Here is a 19,637-nt window from a genome sequence, read left to right on the forward strand (position 1 = left end):
ATCAAGTCGAATGCTTCTTCAACAAACTCAAACGCTTCCGACGCATCGCCCTGCGGTGCGAAAAAACTCTCACCGCCTTCATGGGCTTCGTCCATCTCGCCTGCGCCATGATCTGGCTACGCTGAATGCAGACAGCACCTAAAGTGTCGGACGTGCCTTATTATTCGTCATTCGTGAAGGCGGAAAGCCATCCATCCGCTTGGCCTTAGGTCTGAATGGGAGACGTTGGATCCCCGCTTTCCCGGGGATGACGGTTTTTTTGTTGAATCCACACTGATCATCCCGGGATCAGCAACTCCAGATACCGCTCCGCCGACCGCTTGGTAGTGAACTGCTCCAGCCAGGATTTGGGCACAGGCTCGGGCCGCTGGCGCAGGCTCGCCAGCATCGCGTCCGCCAGCCGCCGGGCGTCGCCGACCGGAACCAGCCTGCCATATTCGCCTGCATTCAGCACTTCGGTCGGGCCGAAGGGACAATCGGTCGAAACCACCGGCGTTCCCAACGCAATCGCCTCCACCAGCACATTGGATAGGCCTTCGCAGATGGAGGAAGCAGCCAGCAGCGCGGCCTTTGCCGTATAGGCATGCGGGTTCGGCACGAAATGACGAAGCTGGACGCAATCGGAAAGCTCCAGCGTCGCCACCAGCTCCTCCAGCATCTCCCGCTCCGACCCATCGCCGAAAATCACCAGCCGGCAGGCCATCTCCTCCCGCACCAGTGCAAAAGCGCGCAGCAGGAGCGCGAAATTCTTTTCTGGCTCCAGCCGTCCAAGGCCGAGGATCACCGGCACGTTGCTATCGGTAAACCAGGGATCGTCCACCGTCTGCTGCGACTGTTCGAAAAGCCCGCCATTCACGATCGGATTGTAGATGCACCGCACCCGTACCCGTTCGATCCCGATCGCGTCGGCAAGGTCCCCGGCAGTGCCATTGGACACTGCGACGACGGCATCGGCCTGGGGATAGAAAAGCCGCGCGAACAGCAGGAACCATCGCCGCGCCTGCCATGGGGAGGCGAGCTGCCGGTTGATTGTTGGCGTATTATGCTCCGTCACCACCACGCGCATATCGACGCCGGAGAGGCGCCGCGCGATGATCGCGAAGATATTGGGAAAGAAACCTGCGCAAAGAAGCGACTTCGGCTGCTCCTGCTTCAGGAAATGATAAAGCTTGGTGAGCCGCGCCCAGGGGCTGTGCGCGCCAAGCACTACATAGCGCACCTGCTCCGGGAACCGGCTGCGATAGGGCGAATAGACATTGTCGAAATCGACCGCCAGCGCGACGCTGCGTCCCCCGGCCAGGAACTCCTCCACCAGGTTCAGCATCACCTGATCCGTCCCGCCATTATAGAGGGCCCTGACATAGACCACCACATCGGTCCGCTTTCCTGCACTCATGGCGGCCTCAGGCGCAGTCGATGACGGCTTCGGCGACGTGGTCCACGTCCCCATCCGTCAGGTTGGAATGCAGTGGCAGGCGAAGCAGGCAGGCCGTGAAGCGGTCGCTGTTGGGCAGCATCCTGCCGTCATGGCGGCTATGGAAGAACTGGCTGCGATGCAGGCCGGCATAATGGGTAGCGGTCTGTATGCCGCGGCCTTTCAGTGCCTCGATGAGGTCCGATCGGTGCTCGGCGCTACGGCACACGAGGTAGAAGGCATGGCCATTGCCGCAACATTCCGCAGGGACATCCGGTACGGCTATGTCCCGTTCCTCCATCGAGCTGCGCAGCCAGGCCATATAGCGGCGGAAGATCGCACGCCGCCGCGCCTGCACATCCTTCACCGTCTCAAGCTGCGCCCACAGGAAGGCGGCGTTAAGCTCGGAAGGCAGGAAGGATGACCCGATGTCCACCCAGCCATAGCGGTCGATCTCACCACGGATGAAGGCTGAACGATTGGTTCCCTTCTCCCGGATGATCTCTGCCCGATGTGCATATTCTGCATCGTTGACGACGATCATCCCGCCTTCGCCGCAATTGATGTTCTTCGTCTCATGAAAGGAGAAAGCGGCAAAGGTGCCGAAGCTGCCTGCTGGCCGGCCCCTGTAGGTGGCGTCAAGCGCCTGTGCCGCATCCTCGATCAGCATCGCGCCCGCATGTGCCGCGATGTCCCGCAGCCGATCCATTTCGCATAATATGCCGGCATAGTGCACGGCCACGATTGCGCGGGTGCGGGGACCGATCAGCGCTTCCACCTGTTCCGGGTCGATATTGGGATTGTCGGGCTGGCTGTCGGCGAACACCAGCTTCGCCCCCCGCAGGGCAAAGGCATTGGCCGAAGAAACGAAAGTATAGGCGGGCACGATCACCTCATCACCCGGCCGGATGTCGGCAAGGATGCCGCTCATCTCCAGCGCATCGGTACAGGATGTCGTCAGCAGCACCTTGCCATAGCCATAGCATTCCTCGAAAAATCGCTGGCAGCGCTTGGTATACGGGCCGTCGCCCGCCAGCTTCCTGCTATGGATGGCGGCCGCGATATGGCCCTGTTCGCCGCCGGAGATATTGGGTTCGTTGAAGGCGATATGATTGGCCCGGACTGGCGGGGTGTATGGATTGAGGATGGACGCCATCACAAGGCCCTTTCCATGCTGGAGACGCCCTGGCGCTCGCTCACCACTTGTTCGAGGATCTCGATGATCCGCCGGGCTTTGCTGTCCCAGCCGAAATAGCCCTCCAGCACTCGCCGCCTTGCACCCTCCCCAAGCGAGCGGCGCAGCGCGGGGGAGGCGGCCATCAGGCGCATGGCCTCCGTAAAGCCGTTCACCATGAACTCTTCCGAACAGGGGGCGATCAGGAAAGCGCAGCTATCGTCCAGATATTCGCCGGGCCCCATCCAGTTGGTGGCGACGATCGGCAACCCTATCGCCATCGCCTCCAGCAAGGCCAGGCCGCCGCATTCCCGGAGCGAGGGCATCACATAGACATCCGCCTTGCGCAGCAGGCTGATATAGCTTTCCAGCGGCACACGCCCGTGCAGTCTGACGCTTTCTCCAATGCCTTCGGATTCCACCAGCAGGCGGATGGTCTCGAACAGTTCGCCATCGCCGATCAGGTCAAGCTGAACGCCACCCTCCCGCGCCAGCGGCGCGAATGCCTTGACGATATATTCGGCGCCCTTCCAGTCGACCAGGCGGCCGCAAAAAAGGAAACGGGTGACCTGCGGGTCGGCGCATGGCTGGTCATAATCCTTGGGGTCCCAACGCTCGATGTCGACGCCGCTTTCGACCACTTCATGAATCTGCCCCCGCACGCCCGGCGGTAGGGCCCGCGCGGTCCGCTGATTGCCCACGACGAGCGCGTCGGCACGGAGCTTTCCCGGAATGAAGCGGTGCAGCATCACCGCCAGCTTGCGCACGGCGCTGATCGTCCAACCGACCATAGCGCCGTCCATATGCCTAAAGGCCGGCGGCAACTCCAGGCCGCCGCACATGGGGCCGATCACCACGGGCACGGGAAAACCGTACATGAAGCTCAGCGCCTTGGGCGAGATCGGCACCGGCTCGAAAACAACATCGCTCTCATGCTCGTCGATCACGCGCCGCGCGACTTTCCGAAGCCGCATCTGCGTCAGCACATGGATCGCCTGATTGAAGACAAGATCCTCGATCCGGTACGGGACATATTTCCCTGCCGCGAAAATCAGCTTCTGCAGCCAGCCATCCTCAATGAAATGGACGCGCTGGAACAGCTCGGGGGCCATGTCCTCCTTCAGCTGCTCGCGCACACGCGCATGGCAGATCGCCTGCACCTCAAGTCCCCGCCGGACGAAATGCTCCAGATAATAGAAAGGCACGCTGGTCTCGCCGCTTTGGCGAAGCGAGATATTCTCCGCCACCATCAGCACGCGCAGCGGCCTTTTTCTCCGTTCCGGCTCGGTCCTGGCCGCCGTCCCGCTCCCTTGGGCCGAAGATTGCTGCCGGGCCGCAACGGCGGAATCGCTCCACATGGATGGGCCTCCCATTTGCCCCGGATTTCCGGGGGATCGGATCTTACAAGGGCAAGAATATCAAAGCGGAAGCTGCCCCCGATATTGGTTGAATCCCGCTGGTAAGAGAGCCCTGCGGCATTCCGGGTCAGGGCAGGAGCGTTGCCTTCCGAGGGGCTGCTACAGCCGCAGTCGCCGCTGCAGTACCGGCGGGGCCCATTCCCGCAGCAGATGGTCAAGCATCACTTCCCAATCCCGCTTGTCCGCGCTGTTGGGGCGTGGACGGAAATTTGTCGTGCGGTCGGGCGCTTTCCACGCCCCATCGGGCACCGCATAATAATAGGTGGCGATGGAACGCCGCGAACGGTCCTCCGGACAGGTCAGCGGATCAGGATGGCCGTGATAGCTGTTGAGATCCGTCGTGAAGATGACGGCGCGGCCGAGCGCCGGCAGCACCTTTTGCCGGCAAGCCGCCATGTCCCTGTCCCACAGTTCAAGCGCGCCGCCATAGGATTCCTCCCAATCCTCATTAAGGTAGATAAGAAGGTTCAAGCGCCGTTCGACATTCATGACGTGGTGGCGGTTGAAATCGGCATGAATGCTTAAATGCCCGCCGCGCTTGGTCTCATGCAGGCCCGCGCCGCTGAAATAGGGATCGGCGATCAGCCCCCCTATGCCTGTCATCTCCGTAAGGAATGTCAGAAAGGCTTGCGAATTCAGTTCCGCAAACAGGTTCCGCACGGCAAGCCCCGTGCATTCCTGGGGATGGAACTGATATTTGAGCCGTTCCTGATCGCGCATGAAATGGAATTTGCCCGCGCTCTCTGGAAAGTCGCGGATGATCTGCCGCAGCAGTCCTGCGTCCAGGAAATCGTTGATCACGATATGCGGAAAAGGATCTGCATTGCGGTAGCGCTCGGCGCAGCTCCTGCCCGCCTCCCGGCATTGCGCCTCATCCAGGCTCAAATATCCGCCGCTATTGCTCAGGTTCAGAAAAGCCATGCGAGCTGCCTCCCGCGGGCGATTAAGCGCCTTTGCAGGCTTGGCGGTCAAGGCGATGAAATACCCTCCCATTTTCCCTGATCGACAGCACTGGGAGCGGAAACGATAATCTTGCTCAAATTGGCCGATTTTTGCTGAGGACGCCTGCATGCATGTCGCCTATCTGTCTCCCACCTGGCCGCCCGCGGGCGCTGCCAATGGCGTTGTCACCTATGTATCGGCGATGCGAAGCTATCTGCTTTCGCAGGGGCACAAGGTGTCGATCCTCTCGCAAGGCAAGCTTTTTGCCAGCGACGGCAGTGTTCGTGACTTCGATGCGGAAAGGGGTCGCTATGCCCGGTACATGGCCCGGATCCGGGCCAGGATCGACAGTCACTTGGGTCATCGGCCTGGGTCGGCAAGCGCGATCGCCGCTCAGTTCAACCGGGCCTGCAATATGGCACCCATCGACCTTATAGAGATGGAGGAAAGCTTCGGCTGGTCCCGCGCGGCGCAGCGGCGGCTCGATATACCAGTGGTGACACGGCTGCACGGCCCCCATGCGTTGATGCCGAAATTCCCCACGCCCGCGGCAGAAGCCCGGCGGTCCCGCCATCGCATATCAGCAGAAGGCCGCGCCATCAGGGGAGCGGCCGCGCTTACAGCGCCATCGCAAAGCGTCATGGACGCCGCTTGCTCGCTCTATGGCCGCCCCGCCTTCCGGGGAGAGGTGATTCCAAACCCCGTGGCTGTCGCCGATGCGGGAAAACGCTGGCAGGTGCAAGAGTGCGAGAAAGACCTCATTCTCTTTGTCGGCCGTTTTGACCGTCTGAAAGGAGCCGACATGGTATTGGCGGCTTTCCAGCGTCTCGTCGAAAAACGACCGGCGGCGCGGCTGGTGATGGCAGGCCCGGATTATGGGCTGACGCTGGACGACGGGCGCACTCTCGGTTGGAATGCCTATGCTTCCGAATATCTAAGCCCCGAAGCGCGGGCGGGCATCAGCTATCTCGGTGTCCAGACACCCGAGGAGATCGCCATTCTTCGCCGCAGAGCCAATGTCACGATCGTTGCGTCCCGGTGGGAGAATTTCCCCTATGCCGCCATCGAGGCAATGGCCGTGGGCAGCCCGCTCATCTCGACCGACTGGCCTGGCAGCGCCGACCTTGTCGTTCATGGCCAAACCGGCTGGCGCACGCCCCTTGGCCGTCCCGAACTGATGGCGGACCGCATCTGTTGGCTTCTTGCCAATCCCGCTGCCGCGAGCAGGGCTGGCGCTGCCGCCTGGAACCAGTGCCGCCGGGCCTATTCTATAGAAAGCGTGGGCGCGCGCACCTTGCATTTCTACGAAGAGATACTGTCTAGGCGCTGCCGGCGTGACTGACGCGCGGGCATTAGGGCCGGTCGAAGGTTCGAGGCGTATCGGCGGGCTGCTGGAACAGGCGCTCGCCTTTGCGAAGCGGGACACCAATGTGGTCATCGCCACGGTGGTCATAGCGAACCTGCTCCGCGCCGTCAGCACGGTCCTGCTGACCCGGCTTCTCGTTCCCGAGGCCTTTGGCATCGCGGGGATCATCGGGATCATCGCCTTTATCATGGCGATGATGTCCGATCTGGGCTTTCAGGCCTTTGTGGTGCGCCATGCCGACGGAGACAGGCAGGAATTTCGCGACGTCGTATGGACGATCCGTCTTGGACGGTCGGTAGTGCTGACCTTGCTGATGATGGCGCTTGCCGAACCCCTCGCGCTCGCAGCCGGTAAGCCTGAGATAGGCCCTGCCATTGCCGTCTCTGCGCTCATGTTCCTGATCGATGGTTGCTCGGCGCTGACGGTTATTACCGCCTTGCGCGAACGGCTCCTCCTCCGGCTGAGTACGGTCGAGACATTGGCGGCGATCGTTCAGCTCGCGGTGGCGGTGGTGCTTGCCTTTGCATGGCAAAGCTATTGGGCGATCGTGATTGCCCCGCTGATCGGCGGCCTCGCCAAATCGGTCCTCAGCTATCTTTGTTTCAACGATGCGCGCCGCCGCTTCCGCTTTGACACGCGCTACGCCCTGGAGCTCTGGAACTTCGCGCGCTTCGTGATCGGGTCCAGCATCATCAGCATGTTGCTCACCCAATGCGACAAGATCATATTGGCGCGGCTCTTCACGCTCGACATGCTCGGCTATTATATGCTGGCAACCAATCTGGCGTTGGCGCCGCTCGCCTTTACCACGGCCTATAGCAGCCGTGTTCTCTATCCTAATCTCGCTCGCGCCTGGCGCGAGAATCCGGGGGAACTCCAGTCAGTATTTTACGGCAGCAGGCGGCGCATCTCCTGTCTCTATATGCTGGCGGCGGGCGGCCTTGCCGGAACGGCTCAACTCGTCATCGCCATTCTGTACGACGACCGCTACGCGGACGCCGCTACCTTCCTGCAACTGCTTGCCATCTCTCCCCTGCTGGCCCTCAGCAGCGGCAGTGCGAATGAGGCCTTGACGGCCTCGGGGCGAGTGCATGTGACATTTCATGCCAATATCGCAAAACTGTTGTGGCTGGGACTTGCCGGACCCGCCGCCCTCCTGGTCTTCGGTCCCATCGGGCTGGTTGCTGCGGTGGGGAGCATGGAAGCACCTGCATTATTCTATAGCTGGTGGCAGCTTTGGCGCGCTGACCTGCTCCGGGTGACAGAAGAGCTTGCCTATCTGGCTGTTGGGGGCGCAGGCATTCTTCTGGGACTCGCCCTCGAGGCAGCTTTATTGCCCTATCTGTGACGGTCTTGCGGTCACGGGAACAGCTGCGCTCAACTTGGCCGGCATCGGCCGACTGGCGCCGCGCATGCCGTAGATCGCAGCGGAAAATCCGAAGAAAAGGAACAGAAACACGGCCGGCCGGCCGCCAAAAGAAGTGAAGAACAGCATCTCCATCATGCTGGCGAGCCCGCCGCAGATCAGAGCAGCGGGCGCCAGATCGGCCGGAGAGCGCCTCAGCAGAGGCAGGCGCATCCACAAAAGGCCAATGAAGATTGCAAAGCCGCCGGTGAAAATGATGAGGCCGATCACCCCTGAAATAAGGGCGATGAAGATATAGGTGTTCACAAAGTCGACAATGCCCTCGCCCTGACGAAGGTCATCCAGCCTGATCATCGCCTCCGGCAAGGAATAGCCGACGATCGGGCTTTCCTTGAACTCTTCCATGCCCCGTTCAAAGAGTCTTTCGCGATAATCGACCGTGTCCATGGACCCGCCGCTCAGGCCCATAGTCTCGGATATATAAGAACTATTGTGAGCCAGCGTGAGCAAAATCCCCCCCGCCAAAGCCACAAGAACGCAGCGCCGAAACAGAAGGTAGATGCGGCCGCGATAAAGGTCCGCCACCAGGAAGGCGATCAGCAGTCCAATCCAAGCCCCCCGAGACTGGGGAGCCGACAGACCGGCAAGCAGCAGCAACAATATTGCCAGATAATGCAGCTTTGACCGGAAGGCCGGCCGGGACAGCCACGCAGCCAGGAAGCAGAAAACCAGCACCATGGCCATGGACGTCGACTCCAGGAACGGCCCCCCAGCGCGCAATACACCGCCCCGCATCTTCACCAGCAGCAGCGTCATGATGCCATGCCTGTCGTACAGGCTGTTGTACATGGGCCAGCCGGTTCTCACCTCGTAAAGCAATATCACAGAGATGATGACGGCCGCGCAGGCGAGCCAGACCATGCACAGCCGGACATCATCCATCGTCCTCACGCTGCGGCTGATCACGAAATAGGGGACGGCATAGTCGAGCCCAATGTTGATCAGCACGCGGACGAAATTCGTGACCGTCGTGTCCCGCGCAAGACCGGTCACCAACAGCAACAGCACCAGCAGCACCGGAATGTCGAGCGGCCGGAAGCCCTCCACTTTTCCGTCCGTGAAAAGCAATAGCCTCAGCAAGGCGCCAACCGTCAGCGCGTCATGCACTCCGAACTCGAACAGCTTTACGCCGCCCAGCATCATGGATGTGTCGAGCCCCGGAAGCAGCAGCAGGCTGAACAGGTACAAGGGCGCAACCTCTGCCGCCCTTCGCGCAAAAAGAGGTACCATCCCCAGCATGATGGCATAAAGGGCCCAGATATTGGGCACCCCCCAGGCGGCCAGCGGCATGGCAAGCGCCACGATGATCGGGCGGTATCCCAGCGTCCGCTTCATGACGGGGCTCAGGCAATAGTAGAAGATGGCGAAGGCCATTGCTGAAAGGAGGGCCAGGAAAAGCGCCGTTTTAATGAAGGCATAGGAAAGAAGCGCCGCCAGCAGCGCCAGGACCGTCAACATGGCGGATGCCACGCCCTGCGTCATTGGCCAAGCTCCTTCAGGAACTGCCGCACTGCCCGTTCCTTGGGCGCTTGCGCCAATGGCTGCCCGGCATATTCCCTGAGGCCCCAGGAGCCATATTCGCTGATGGGGGTTGTTGACGCATAAAGCATCAGGAGATCGCCAACACGGGACTTCCAGCCCGTCAGGTAGCGGTCATAGACGGCAGCCATCCTTGGGTCGCGCTGGACGCGATAGGCAAGTTCCATGTTCGTGGTGACAAGGTGCTGGCCGCCCTCATAGGTGATGAACCGCTTGCCATAGCTTGCCGCGATCGCCCTGTTCTGGGCCGCCCAGCCGATCGTCTCGTCGACCGCCGCGCCGAGCCTGGAAAAGACCCAGTCCACATCATCTGCATCGCGGCCATCAAGATCGAGATGGATATAAGGGGCGGTCGCCAGCGCATCGACATAACGCGCTGTGTCCTCATATTCGAGGATCATCTTCGCCAGATCAGGGTAGACGTTCAGACTGGATACCACCCGCACCAGCTTCCCTGGCCGGTCCGCGAATATGCGGGTCCATATCTGAAGCGCATTGCGTGATTTCTGCGCATAGCGGCGCATCTGCGCCTTGGTCGGGTCGCCGTCCGGGTCGAGCCGGAACTTCAGTCCTTCCTCCCGCGCCTGCTCCGCCGCCTCGAACATGTCATTCCAGACTTCATTGCCCAGCTCGACATAGACGGTGCGCTCGGGCGCGATCCTGTCGTGCACCAGACGGGCGAAATTCTCGATATAGCTGTTATCGGCATTGTAGGGCATCAGGAACCAGGGATCGACCCGCGCCTCGTTGGCAAGGGCGATCATGTTCTCTATCGCGACGCCTTCCTTGGCGATCTGCGAGGAGTCCGTGGCGCCGGTTCGCCGCGACCAGTCGCCCCCGCGATTGCCATTGGTTTGTTGCCAGTCGAGAAAGCGGATCACCGAAAAGCCCTGCAGGAAGCCGATGAATTCGGGATGGTAGAGTTGCGTCGCCGGACGGTCCTTTTCGCGGCAGTCGATATTGCGCAGCGGATCGGCGGGATCGGTACGGTCAAGCTGGATCCAGGCGCCCTCATCCTCTCTGCCCTGGGAGACCAGGTCGAACTCGACAAACTGGGTTCCCCTGTCCGTTTCCTCCGCGATCCCGCCGACGGAAATTTCTCCCTTGCCAAGGAAATTGCAGCGCACGGCGATGCGATGGAAGGGCGAGGGCGGCAGGATCAACGGGCGCGGCGCGGCTTGGCCGGGCTTCAGATATTTGATCCAGCCATTGGCGTCGAGCTGGCCGTCGTCCATCCGGCTCCAGCCATCTCCCTCCGCCGTGAACCATTCGCTCTGCGCGATCAGATTGGCGAAAACCTGCTGCCGGTTGAAGGTCTCCGGTCCGAACAGGTTTACGCCGACGCGCGTGGGGGGAACCGCGCCGGGGGGTGTGACTGAAGCGGAAAGCGACGATGGCTGTGGCGCCGCGGCAAGGATCAGCGTTCCTGTCGTCACAAGCACCGGAAGGACCATCGCCACCGCCCGCGCTTTCGGACGGGCTCGGGCGATCCTGGGCCCCGGCTGTTGCGTCAGGCTGTGCACCAGTCCGCGCAGCCGGCGCTGGATGGGCTGGTCCACCCAAAAGAAGACGAGCACCGACAGGATGATGCAGCCCGTCGATAGCAACAGCGCGAGCGCGACCTCCCAACTGACGGGCCATTCTCCCGGCAGCAAGCGGTCGCCAAGCTGCTTTGCGAAGGTGATGACTGGCCTGTGCGTCAGATAGAGCGCGAAGGACGCTTCGCCGAGTATTACAAGCCAGCGCCGCTGCAATGCCCGCGATACGGCGCCCCCGCCTTGAGCGAACACCAGCACGAGAGCGGCCATGGCGGGAAGATAGGCGAGCTGCCAGCGGAAGGGCATCGGCAGATCGGCCTGATGCAAAAGGATCATCAAGGACGGGATCAGCAGGGCAAGGGCCACTTCCATGAAAGTGCCCGAAAAGCGCGGGAACGTCCCGGCTCTTGCCGCCCGGTAAATCAGCATCCCCACCATGAAATCGATGAGCCGGGTAGGCGGATTAAGGTAGAAGAACCATTCCGCCATGGCCGACGGTTGGTTGCCCTTCGCCACCCAAAAGGCTGCGGCTGCGCCCACAATGGCTATGCCCGACACTGCCAGCACGGCCAATATGCGCGTGCGGAGCACCACCAGGAGCGGAAACATCAGATAGAAGAAAATCTCGCAGGAAAGGCTCCAGCTCGGCGCATTCAGTGAATAGTGAACGCTTGGCTCCGGCACAAAGGCTTGCAGCAGCGACAGGTTCAGCAGAACGGCCGGCCAGGGCGGCGCATCATTTTTGATGACGAGCAGCCAGACGAGAAAGGGCAGGGCGACAAGCCAATGGAGGGGCAGGATGCGCACCATCCGATAGGCGAAATAGGCGCGCGCGCTGATCTGCCGCTCATATATCCTGTCGCCATAAGCGTGCGAAATGATGAAGCCCGACAGAATGTAGAAGAAGGACACTCCGACATAGCCTTCGTGGAACAGGCCGTCATAAAGCGCCTTGACCGTCCTGTTCTGACTTTCGCCAAGAAACGCCAGATGCGACAGAAGGACTGCGAGTGCCGCGAAAAAGCGCAGCGAGGTCAATTGGCCGATCGCGCGCGGGCTTTCTACCGTCGGCATGTCGTCCGGGGAGGTTGCACCCCGCACCTTACGACTCTCCCGCGCGAAGGAGCGGATTGGCCTGTCCCTTTTGCCGGAACAGGCGCGGCCACTGCGCCCGGAAACGGGCCCATCGCACCCAGGTCCAAAGCGACCCGTCCTGACTCAATCCCAGGTCCCGCAGATAATTGAGGTAGATGGGAACGAAGGTTTCGCTGACATAGCGGCTGCAGCTCTCAGGGTCGGGAGCACGGTAATTTTGCAAGTATCGCTTTGTAAACCCCCATGCTTGCTGCTGGAGGACCGCGGCGGTGTCTGGCGCCATTTCGGGGGGGAACCATGCCTGCAGGGGTGGACTGCGATAGAGGAAAGCGTAGCTCACCAGGGCCACATAATAGCTGCCAGCCGGGGTCAGATGCACATCGTCGCGGAACAGACGTTCCATGGTCGCCTGGGAGTTGGCTCCACTCAAAGGCTTGAGGCCCCCGTCGGTGGTCGCCCGATCCACAAGCTCTGCAAGCGCCAGCCCGGCGGGGAGCGGAAGGATACGGCCCGGATAGCCCTCGTCGGCAAGCGAATGGTTGACCCCCTCGGCAAGACATGCCCAGACGGGGGATGCGGCCCGCTCATAGGATATCCAGCGGCCCGGATCGTTCCGATCCATCACGCCCAGCCAGGACTGATAGAGAAAGGTTTGCGCGGAAGGATTTGCTTCAACCGCCCGCCTATGAAAGCTGCGCAGATGCGCGGCGGTGTCGTTCCAGACCAGGTTGTCGAGCAGCGTATGCTGCTCCGTTACCAGCCATGTGTCATAGGGTTGTGGCTGCCTGACTGCGCGGGCCATATCTACCGGCGCCCCATCGCGGTCCATGCCCAGCCGGTGGTTTTCGACCCGTTCCTTCAGCGTTGAGCCAAACTGATTCTGCACGTTCCAGTGGAGAGAATGGCCGAGGCTTTCCGCTATGGCCGCAAGCTGCTGCGGAAAAGGCGCGTCGGTCAGGCTGTGGCCGGAAATGAAGAGGCGCTTTGGCGGCCTGGAAAAGGCGGGCAGGGCGCGGCTGGCTTTCAAGGTCTCGGCAGATGCAAGGACTTCTGCGCGCATGGGATGGGAACTCCCCGCTATTGCCAGCGTGATCATCATGACCGCCACCAGCATGATGCCTCTGTAACTTCGCCCCCTTGCGTCCCTCACCGCTTGTACCGCGCATGATAGGGGCAAAGGTGCCGGGGCTCCCGCCGGCGGTCGCTCTTTTCGCGCCAGGCGTTGAAGATCGGCAGGATCAGCGGCCCGTCCACCAGATAGCGGCGCCACAGCCGCTGCGGATTGGACAGCAGGCGGAACAGCCATTCCAGGGCAAGCTGCTGAAGCCAGCGGGGCGCGCGCTGCTGATCGCCGCTCAGGAACTGAAGGCTGGCGCCGATGCAAAGCGCAATGCCCGTGGCCTCGCCAGACCGGGCAATGCGATAGGCCAATATTTCCTGCTGGGGCGAACCAACCGCGAGAAACGTGTAGCGCGCATGAGCGTCGATGGCGAACCGCGCGGCCTGCTCAAGAGCGAGCGGATCGGACGCAAATCCCATGGGCGGATTGTGGTGGACCAGGTTCCTGAGGCCATAATTCTGCCGCACGCTTTCGATCATGACCGGATCGCCGCCCACCACGGCGATCCGGTCATCCGGGCGAACGACCTGCTGCAGAAGATCTGCCGTAAGGTCGCTTCCCGGAATGGGTAGAAGCGAGCGCCCGGTCCAGGAGGCGAGGAGGGCCAGAATCCGGCTGTCGCACAGATTGAGCCAGGCGGACCGGTACATCGGCCAGAGGTCGGACCTCAGCCTCTGGATACGCACAATATGGTCGACATTGGGCGTCACCACATAGGCAAAGGGAGCGCCAGCCGGACGTTCAGCCAGGATCTTGAGGACCTGCGACTTCGCCAGCGGAGAGAAGTCCATATCCAGGAAATCCGTGCCGCCCGCATTTTTGCTTGAAGCAGAGGCCGCCGCCGATCGAGTCGCCGCAGCCAATTGCCTGTCCGCCCTTCGGACAAGGCCCTCCGCAACTGGAGCCGATGTAGCCACCACGCCCTCCGTCTTTTCAGAAATGGCCTTCGCTGGAGCCCCTCCGCTCTTGCCCGAAGGAAAGTTTCGTACCTCAGCTTAAGCGGACGCCCCGCCAAAATCATTTCGACAAAGCACCAATCAAAATTCCGTGGGTGGGTTTGCCTTCTCCGGCACTGCCGGAATTGGCCTTGGCGTCAGGAGGGGCGGGGATACCCAAGTTGAGTAGGAGAAATCACCACGCAAGAATTGGGCCTGTCCTTTCCGACTGCTCCGCAACCCCCTGATGAAGCTAAACTAAGCGCCTGCTTATTAGGGGATGGGCAATGAACAAGTTGAACCAATTCGACCTTTCGGTGAAACTCGCCTTATGCTGCGCAGTCGCGTTGCCGGGACATCTGTCTGCCCAGGCACTGCCCGCCGCCGTGCAAAGCGCGCCGGAAAGCGAATATCGCATCAATGTGGGTGACGAGCTGGAAGTGCTCGTCTGGGGCGAGGACCGGATGCAACGCATGGTCCGGGTGCAGCCCGACGGCAGCTTCGCCTTTCCGTTGGCAGGAACCATCATTGCCGCCGGACTCACGACGCAAGATGTCCGCATGGAAATCCAGCGCCAGCTTGCCGACAAATATCGCAACGGTCCGCCCGACGTCACCGTCACGGTGCGCGAAGCGGCGGGTATGCGCTTCTATGTCGTGGGCAAGGTTCGAACGCCCGGCAGCTATGCGGCAGGCGGGGAAATCAACATCCTTCAGGCGCTCAGCCTTGCCGGCGGCCTTGCCGAATTTGCCGACGTGAAGGGCGCGGTGATCCTGCGCAAGACGCCGCAGGGCCAGGTCATCGAACGTGTCCAATTGGCTCGGGTCCTGAAGGGAAGCCGGCGCCTTGATCCTGGTACGCTTGCGACGCCGCTGCCAGTGCTCAGGAGCGGTGATGTTCTCGTCATTCCCTGATTGGAGCTTGGGGGGCTTGCACCGGGGGGCCGGGCGGCGGGGAGGGCTGGTGGTGCTCGTGGGCGCACTATTCCATGCCTCCCCCGCCATGGCCGAGGTGGAACCGCGCCTGACCGTCGATGCCAGCGTCTTCCTCTCGTCCAATCCCTTCCTGATCGCGGGTTCGAACCTTGACACCGCTATCGGCGAGGCGTCCGCCCGCCCGGCGGTCCGCATCACCTCTGATAGAGGCTCCTCGCTGGAGCTGTCGGGGGTCCTCACCCAACGCATCTACAGCCGCAAGCGGTACAAGGATGTCCTGATCGGCAATGCCCTTGCCGACGGCACCTATCGCCATAGCGAACGGCTTTCCGTTCTGGCCTCGGCAGGATTTGACCGGGGCATATTGGCCGACCAGTTGACCTCCGGCGTCGATGCTGCATCGGGCGGCCAGGGATTGAGGGAAGACGTTACCGCTCGGTTCGGCCTTGAGTGGCAGCCCAACCGCCATCTCCAGATCTATCCGGAGGTAACTTACGTCAAGACGGACTATACGGGTTCGGCCACCGCTTTCCTGCGGGATACCAGCATCATCACCCCACGCCTGACCCTCTGGCGGCGAACGAGCCCCTACACCAGGTTGGGCGGGCGCGTGCAGGTGGAATTCAATTCCCCTGAACATGAGGCCCGGTTCAAGACCGTCTCAGCCTTGGTGACCCTGGATCAGCGCCTTGCTGAGCATTGGCAACTGACCGCCGAAGCTGGCGCCGAACGTGTCGAGGCCCACAACCTTACCTTTCCTGGACTTCCGCCCATAAGGGAAAGGGCGCGCACGCGCTTTGCCGGCAGGGTGGACCTTTGCCATGAAGGACAGAGGCTTACCTTATGCGCCAATGCGTCGCTCGCTTCCGAACCAAGCGGATTTGGCGGGTCCGAACGGCGGCTGGCGGGGTCGCTGTCCGCCACGCACCGGGTTAGCGAGCGAGTGACGCTTGTTGCGATCGGCGAATATCAGCATGCGCGGCTGCAGGGGGCGGATTTGTCCTCTCTTGATGCCATGCGCGCTGAAGCGCGTGTCGAATGGAATGCGGCGCGCAACTTCCGCATTGCAGGCGTTGCCGAATATCGGCGGCAGGACCTGCTCACCGGCGAACGGGTCAAGGCTGGCTTTGTCGGTTTGCGGCTAAGCTATGATTGGAGGAGGAGGCCATGAGCGAAGAAGTTGGCGACATGCCCACCAGCTTTGTCACGCCAAGTGAGCTGCTGGCTATTTTGTACAGGCGCTTCTGGTGGATTACCACTCCTGCGCTGCTTGGCACGGCCGCAGCAGGCGCAATGACCTTGTTCATCGAGCCGCAATATCAGTCGACCGCCAATCTCCTGATCGCGTCGCAGGAAGTGCCAACCACGCTGGTGGCCTCGCCCTTTGATACCTATGCTGACGAGCGCATCGCGAAGATACGCCAGCAGATTTTGAGCCGGGCCAATGTCGTCCGGCTGATCAAGGACCTGAACCTCTATCCCGAAGAGCGCGAGGCGCTGCCGAGCGAAGAGGTGCAGAACAGGATGCGCAGCGCGGTCGGCGTGAATCTGGTGAGCGCCAGCGACACCAATAATGCGGGCCAGGGCGCCAGGACCACCATCGCCTTCAGCCTTTCCTTCACTTATGGCGACCCTGCCACCGCTCAGGCCGTCGCCGACCGGCTGACCCACATGTTCATTGGGGAGGATAAGCGGCAGCGCATCGAGCAGGCATCGGACACGGCTCATTTCCTTGCCCGGCGTGGCAATGAGCTTCGGGACCGACTGGTGGAGCTGGATCAGAAGCGGCGCGAGATTCAGGCCCGCTATAGCGGCGCTCTGCCAGATCAGGTCGCATTGAGCGCCCAGTCCAGTTCTGCTTTGAGGGCGGAGATTTCCCGCATGGATGCCGAAGCCCAAGGCATCATGCAGCAGAACAGCATATTGGCGGCGCGCGGCGCGGAACTGACGACTACGGCCAACGCAACGCCGGAGTCGGTCCGGCGGGCCGAAGACAGGCTGCTTCAGCTTACGTCGGTCTACACGGACGAGCACCCGGACGTGATGGCTGCACGCGCAGCACTCGCCGCCGAGCGTGCTGGCCGCCGCCGGAATGCCGCGCCGCAGGGCGTGGCCGTCATTTCCTCCGAAATCGCTGCGGGACGGAACCGCGTTACCTCGCTCAGCCAGCGCCGGGCACATCTGATTGCCACGGTGGGAGAGATCGACCGCATCAGCGCGCTTGCGCCGCAGGCGGCTTATGAGCTCAACAATCTGGAACGCGATTATGATAATCTGAAGCAGCAATATCAGGACATCCGGGAAAAGCAGCTCGAAGCCCAGGTTGCCGCAAATCTTCAGCGGGAGGGCAAGGGAGAGCATTTCTCGATCGTCGACCCGGCCAACTGGCCCTTGCGCCCTATCAGTCCCAATCCCAAGCATCTTGTCGTGCTCGGGCTGGCCGGTGGTCTGGCGCTCGGCGCCGGTCTGGTCCTCATCCTCGAAATGCTCGGCGGGCTTATCAATGGGCAGGCAGCGATCCAGCGCCTTACGGGCGTCCGCCCCCTCGCAGTCGTGCCGATGCTGAGCGCCGACGGGCCGGCGGGAATAATTGCACTTCTGCGCAGACTACTGCCCGGCGGGGCCAAGATATAGGAGCAAAGCAATGGCGACCGGACTGAACAGGATCCTGACCTCCACCTTGTCCTCCACCGACGAGCTTCAGGGGCGGACCGATGGGGAAGGCTGGCGGCGCCACACAGTGCGGCTCGACCGCGCGCGGCTGGTCGAAAATGGCATTTTCGGTTTCGACAATCTCGATCCCAGGGCACAGAGCTTTGTCTTCCTGCGGTGGCAGTTGCTGAACGGGTTCGTCCGCTCGGGCGGCCGCGTGCTGGCGATCACCTCTACCCGTCCCGCTGACGGCAAGACCTTCATCACCACCAACCTCGTTGCGGCGCTCAGCCGGGTGCGGCCGACGATATTGCTGGACCTCGACCTGCGCCGCCCTGCGGTGGGCTGGCGCTTCGGCCTGTCTGTGCAACGCGGCATGGACGATTATCTCGCCGGAGAGGCCGAGCCCTGGGACGTGCTGCAAAATGTCGAGGACCTCAATCTCGGCATCGTGCCGGTTCGGGTGCCCCAGCCCCAGTCGCCCGACCTGCTGGGCAGGGAGGCTTTGCCGCAACTGCTTTCCACCCTGCGCGCCCGCGGGGACGATCCGATCATCATAATCGATACGCCGCCGGTGCTGGTGGTGGACGACATCCTGCTCTTTGCCCAGCATTTGGACGGCGTCGCGATGGTCGTCGAGGAAGGCAAGACCCGCGCAGAGGAAGTGCGGGAGGCGCTGCGGCTGATGGAGGCGATCCCGCTTGTCGGGACCGTGCTCAACAGGTCGATCTTCAGCGGGCGGAGAAGGGATTTCGACCAGTCCTACTATTACAGGTGAGGGGCCACCTGGAACAGGAATCGTCCCGGCGGGTTCCTTCGGAGCAAGCAGGAAGGAAACTGACATGGACATGGTGGAACGCATCGCCCGCGTCCTTGCGGGCCAGCATTTCAGCCGCAATGCGGAGGGTGCCGCGCCTCCCGGAACCGCAGTGGCCGAGATTGTCGACAAGCAGTGGCCCGGCTATGTCGATGATGCCGTCGCCGTTCTGAAGACGATGCGGGAGCCTGACGCCGCCATGCGCGCGGTGGATTTTGCCCCCAATGGGACCTGGGAAAGGATGATCCAGACGGCGCTCGGCCGTCACGCCTGAGGCGTTCGGGATCGCGTATGTTCGCCGCAGGCACCCAACCGCTATTCCGCCGCTTTCACCTTCAGCGAACGGACAGCGGCCAGCGTATTCTTCACATGATCCGCCGGATTCATGTCGCTATGGACATAGACGACCCGGCCGCTGGGCGAAATTACATAGGAGGTACGGTTGGACATCCCCTCCCGCTGTGGCAGTGTCACATCATAGGCCTTGATGACCGCAGGCGAGGCGGATGCCACCGCAAATTTGTTGCGGCACGCCTCGATCGAAAATTTCTGAAGCTTTTCAATCGGATCGGCAGAAAGGCCGACCACCCTCGCGCCCGCCTTGCGGAAGGCGTCGCTCGCCTCGGCAAATTCATGCGCCTCGACCGTACATCCCGGCGTGAACGCGGCCGGGAAGAAATAGAGCACGACCGGTCCCTTGCGCAGCTCGCTCGACAGGTTCAGCTTGAAGGTCTTTCCCGCAAGCGCACCCTGCGTGGTGAAGTCGGGCGCCTTGGCGCCCATGGCGAGCGAGGCGAACGCCTGCGCTGGCAGCAACAGTGCGGAAATGGCGAGCAGGCCGGTCAGCTTCTTCATCGGGTCCTCCTGGCGCCAGCATAGCCATGCTCCAGCGACGCTGTCCAGGCCTCGCGCTCTGCCCCCGTCAGGGGGCGGTTGGAAATTGCCTTACCAGATGGTCGCAGACCGCCGGATGGAGAGGAACCGTAAAGGCGCAGCCATAGGTGAAGCCCTCATGCCATTTGATCTCTGCCTCCAGCCCCTGAAAGCCGGGGACATTCAGCCATAGCCGCGTCCCTGCATGCATGGAGAAAGGAGTTTCGAAGCGAAAGCCGCTGATTGAAAGATCGATGACATCGACATTGAAGCGGACTTGCCGGTGGCCGCGAATGCTGGCCTCGATCTGCACCTTCCGGCGCTCGGCCCATCTCACTCCCCGATCCTGATTATGCGGCAAACGCGCCATGTACCCCGGCCCTTGTGATTCGG

The 19,637-nt window shown here is 61.9% G+C and carries 17 protein-coding genes and 1 pseudogene; 8 read left to right on the forward strand and 10 right to left on the reverse strand.

Features of this window, described 5'->3' with window-relative positions; genetic code table 11:
- Positions 1-125: pseudogene (locus VJS46_RS01520) on the forward strand (IS5/IS1182 family transposase); the annotation flags it as partial.
- Between the two features lie 152 nt (positions 126-277).
- On the opposite strand, the gene VJS46_RS01525 reads toward VJS46_RS01520, so the two are convergent.
- From VJS46_RS01525 to VJS46_RS01540, 4 genes are all read right to left on the reverse strand, one after another.
- Positions 278-1,396: a glycosyltransferase gene (locus tag VJS46_RS01525; protein WP_324057578.1), complete on the reverse strand. Its 1,119-nt coding sequence runs from the start codon at positions 1,394-1,396 to the stop codon at positions 278-280.
- Between the two features lie 7 nt (positions 1,397-1,403).
- Positions 1,404-2,570 carry a dTDP-4-amino-4,6-dideoxygalactose transaminase gene (gene rffA / locus VJS46_RS01530; RefSeq protein ID WP_324057579.1) on the reverse strand — a complete coding sequence of 389 codons (1,167 nt, stop codon included), beginning with the start codon at positions 2,568-2,570 and terminating at the stop codon, positions 1,404-1,406.
- Entirely contained in the window at positions 2,570-3,946 is a 1,377-nt protein-coding gene (locus VJS46_RS01535) for a glycosyltransferase family 4 protein (RefSeq protein ID WP_324057580.1), read from the reverse strand. Before VJS46_RS01535 ends, rffA begins: the two co-directional genes overlap by 1 nt.
- A gap of 159 nt (positions 3,947-4,105) precedes the next feature.
- The gene (locus VJS46_RS01540) at positions 4,106-4,927 is read right to left on the reverse strand and encodes a 2OG-Fe(II) oxygenase (RefSeq protein ID WP_324057581.1); all 822 of its coding nucleotides are present in this window, start codon (positions 4,925-4,927) and stop codon (positions 4,106-4,108) included.
- A gap of 148 nt (positions 4,928-5,075) precedes the next feature.
- Here VJS46_RS01540 and VJS46_RS01545 point away from each other — a divergent pair, with 148 nt between their 5' ends.
- Together VJS46_RS01545 and VJS46_RS01550 are read left to right on the forward strand one after the other, a co-directional pair.
- Complete coding sequence (locus tag VJS46_RS01545; protein ID WP_324057582.1) at positions 5,076-6,290, forward strand: glycosyltransferase family 4 protein; 1,215 nt, start codon at positions 5,076-5,078, stop codon at positions 6,288-6,290.
- Positions 6,283-7,662 (forward strand): oligosaccharide flippase family protein, encoded by a 1,380-nt coding sequence (locus tag VJS46_RS01550; RefSeq protein ID WP_324057583.1) that lies wholly within the window; start codon positions 6,283-6,285, stop codon positions 7,660-7,662. The genes VJS46_RS01545 and VJS46_RS01550 overlap by 8 nt, the downstream gene beginning before the upstream one ends.
- Here the strand turns inward: VJS46_RS01550 and VJS46_RS01555 are convergent.
- The 4 genes from VJS46_RS01555 to VJS46_RS01570 all read right to left on the reverse strand — a co-directional run bounded on the left by VJS46_RS01555 (position 7,645) and on the right by VJS46_RS01570 (position 13,949).
- A complete protein-coding gene (locus VJS46_RS01555; protein ID WP_324057584.1) occupies positions 7,645-9,222 on the reverse strand; it encodes an O-antigen ligase family protein in 1,578 nt (525 codons plus the stop codon). The genes VJS46_RS01550 and VJS46_RS01555 overlap by 18 nt on opposite strands.
- On the reverse strand, positions 9,219-11,918 hold the full coding sequence (locus VJS46_RS01560) for an acyltransferase (protein WP_324057585.1): 2,700 nt from the start codon (positions 11,916-11,918) through the stop codon (positions 9,219-9,221). Before VJS46_RS01560 ends, VJS46_RS01555 begins: the two co-directional genes overlap by 4 nt.
- Before the next feature lies 1 nt (position 11,919).
- Positions 11,920-12,972 (reverse strand): hypothetical protein, encoded by a 1,053-nt coding sequence (locus tag VJS46_RS01565; protein ID WP_324057586.1) that lies wholly within the window; start codon positions 12,970-12,972, stop codon positions 11,920-11,922.
- Positions 12,973-13,058: 86 nt separating this feature from the next.
- On the reverse strand, positions 13,059-13,949 hold the full coding sequence (locus VJS46_RS01570) for a WecB/TagA/CpsF family glycosyltransferase (RefSeq protein WP_324057587.1): 891 nt from the start codon (positions 13,947-13,949) through the stop codon (positions 13,059-13,061).
- Between the two features lie 305 nt (positions 13,950-14,254).
- Between VJS46_RS01570 and VJS46_RS01575 the strand changes: the two genes are divergently transcribed.
- From VJS46_RS01575 to VJS46_RS01595, 5 genes are all read left to right on the forward strand, one after another.
- Positions 14,255-14,881, forward strand: coding sequence for a polysaccharide biosynthesis/export family protein (locus VJS46_RS01575; RefSeq protein ID WP_324057588.1), 627 nt, complete (start codon positions 14,255-14,257; stop codon positions 14,879-14,881).
- Complete coding sequence (locus VJS46_RS01580; RefSeq protein WP_324057589.1) at positions 14,862-16,073, forward strand: hypothetical protein; 1,212 nt, start codon at positions 14,862-14,864, stop codon at positions 16,071-16,073. The genes VJS46_RS01575 and VJS46_RS01580 overlap by 20 nt, the downstream gene beginning before the upstream one ends.
- On the forward strand, positions 16,070-17,536 hold the full coding sequence (locus VJS46_RS01585) for a GumC family protein (protein ID WP_324057590.1): 1,467 nt from the start codon (positions 16,070-16,072) through the stop codon (positions 17,534-17,536). Before VJS46_RS01580 ends, VJS46_RS01585 begins: the two co-directional genes overlap by 4 nt.
- A 10-nt stretch (positions 17,537-17,546) precedes the next feature.
- On the forward strand, positions 17,547-18,332 hold the full coding sequence (locus VJS46_RS01590; RefSeq protein WP_324057591.1) for a CpsD/CapB family tyrosine-protein kinase: 786 nt from the start codon (positions 17,547-17,549) through the stop codon (positions 18,330-18,332).
- 64 nt (positions 18,333-18,396) lie between these two features.
- Positions 18,397-18,645 (forward strand): hypothetical protein, encoded by a 249-nt coding sequence (locus tag VJS46_RS01595; protein WP_324057592.1) that lies wholly within the window; start codon positions 18,397-18,399, stop codon positions 18,643-18,645.
- A 41-nt stretch (positions 18,646-18,686) separates the two neighbouring features.
- On the opposite strand, the gene VJS46_RS01600 is transcribed toward VJS46_RS01595, so the two are convergent.
- Both VJS46_RS01600 and VJS46_RS01605 read right to left on the reverse strand, forming a co-directional pair.
- Positions 18,687-19,226, reverse strand: a complete 540-nt coding sequence (locus tag VJS46_RS01600) for a peroxiredoxin (protein ID WP_324057593.1) — start codon at positions 19,224-19,226, stop codon at positions 18,687-18,689.
- A 67-nt stretch (positions 19,227-19,293) separates the two neighbouring features.
- Positions 19,294-19,614: a PilZ domain-containing protein gene (locus tag VJS46_RS01605; RefSeq protein WP_324057594.1), complete on the reverse strand. Its 321-nt coding sequence runs from the start codon at positions 19,612-19,614 to the stop codon at positions 19,294-19,296.
- Positions 19,615-19,637: the final 23 nt, after the last annotated feature.

Source organism: Rhizorhapis sp. (assembly GCF_035276005.1).
Taxonomy (GTDB): Bacteria; Pseudomonadota; Alphaproteobacteria; order Sphingomonadales; family Sphingomonadaceae; genus Rhizorhapis.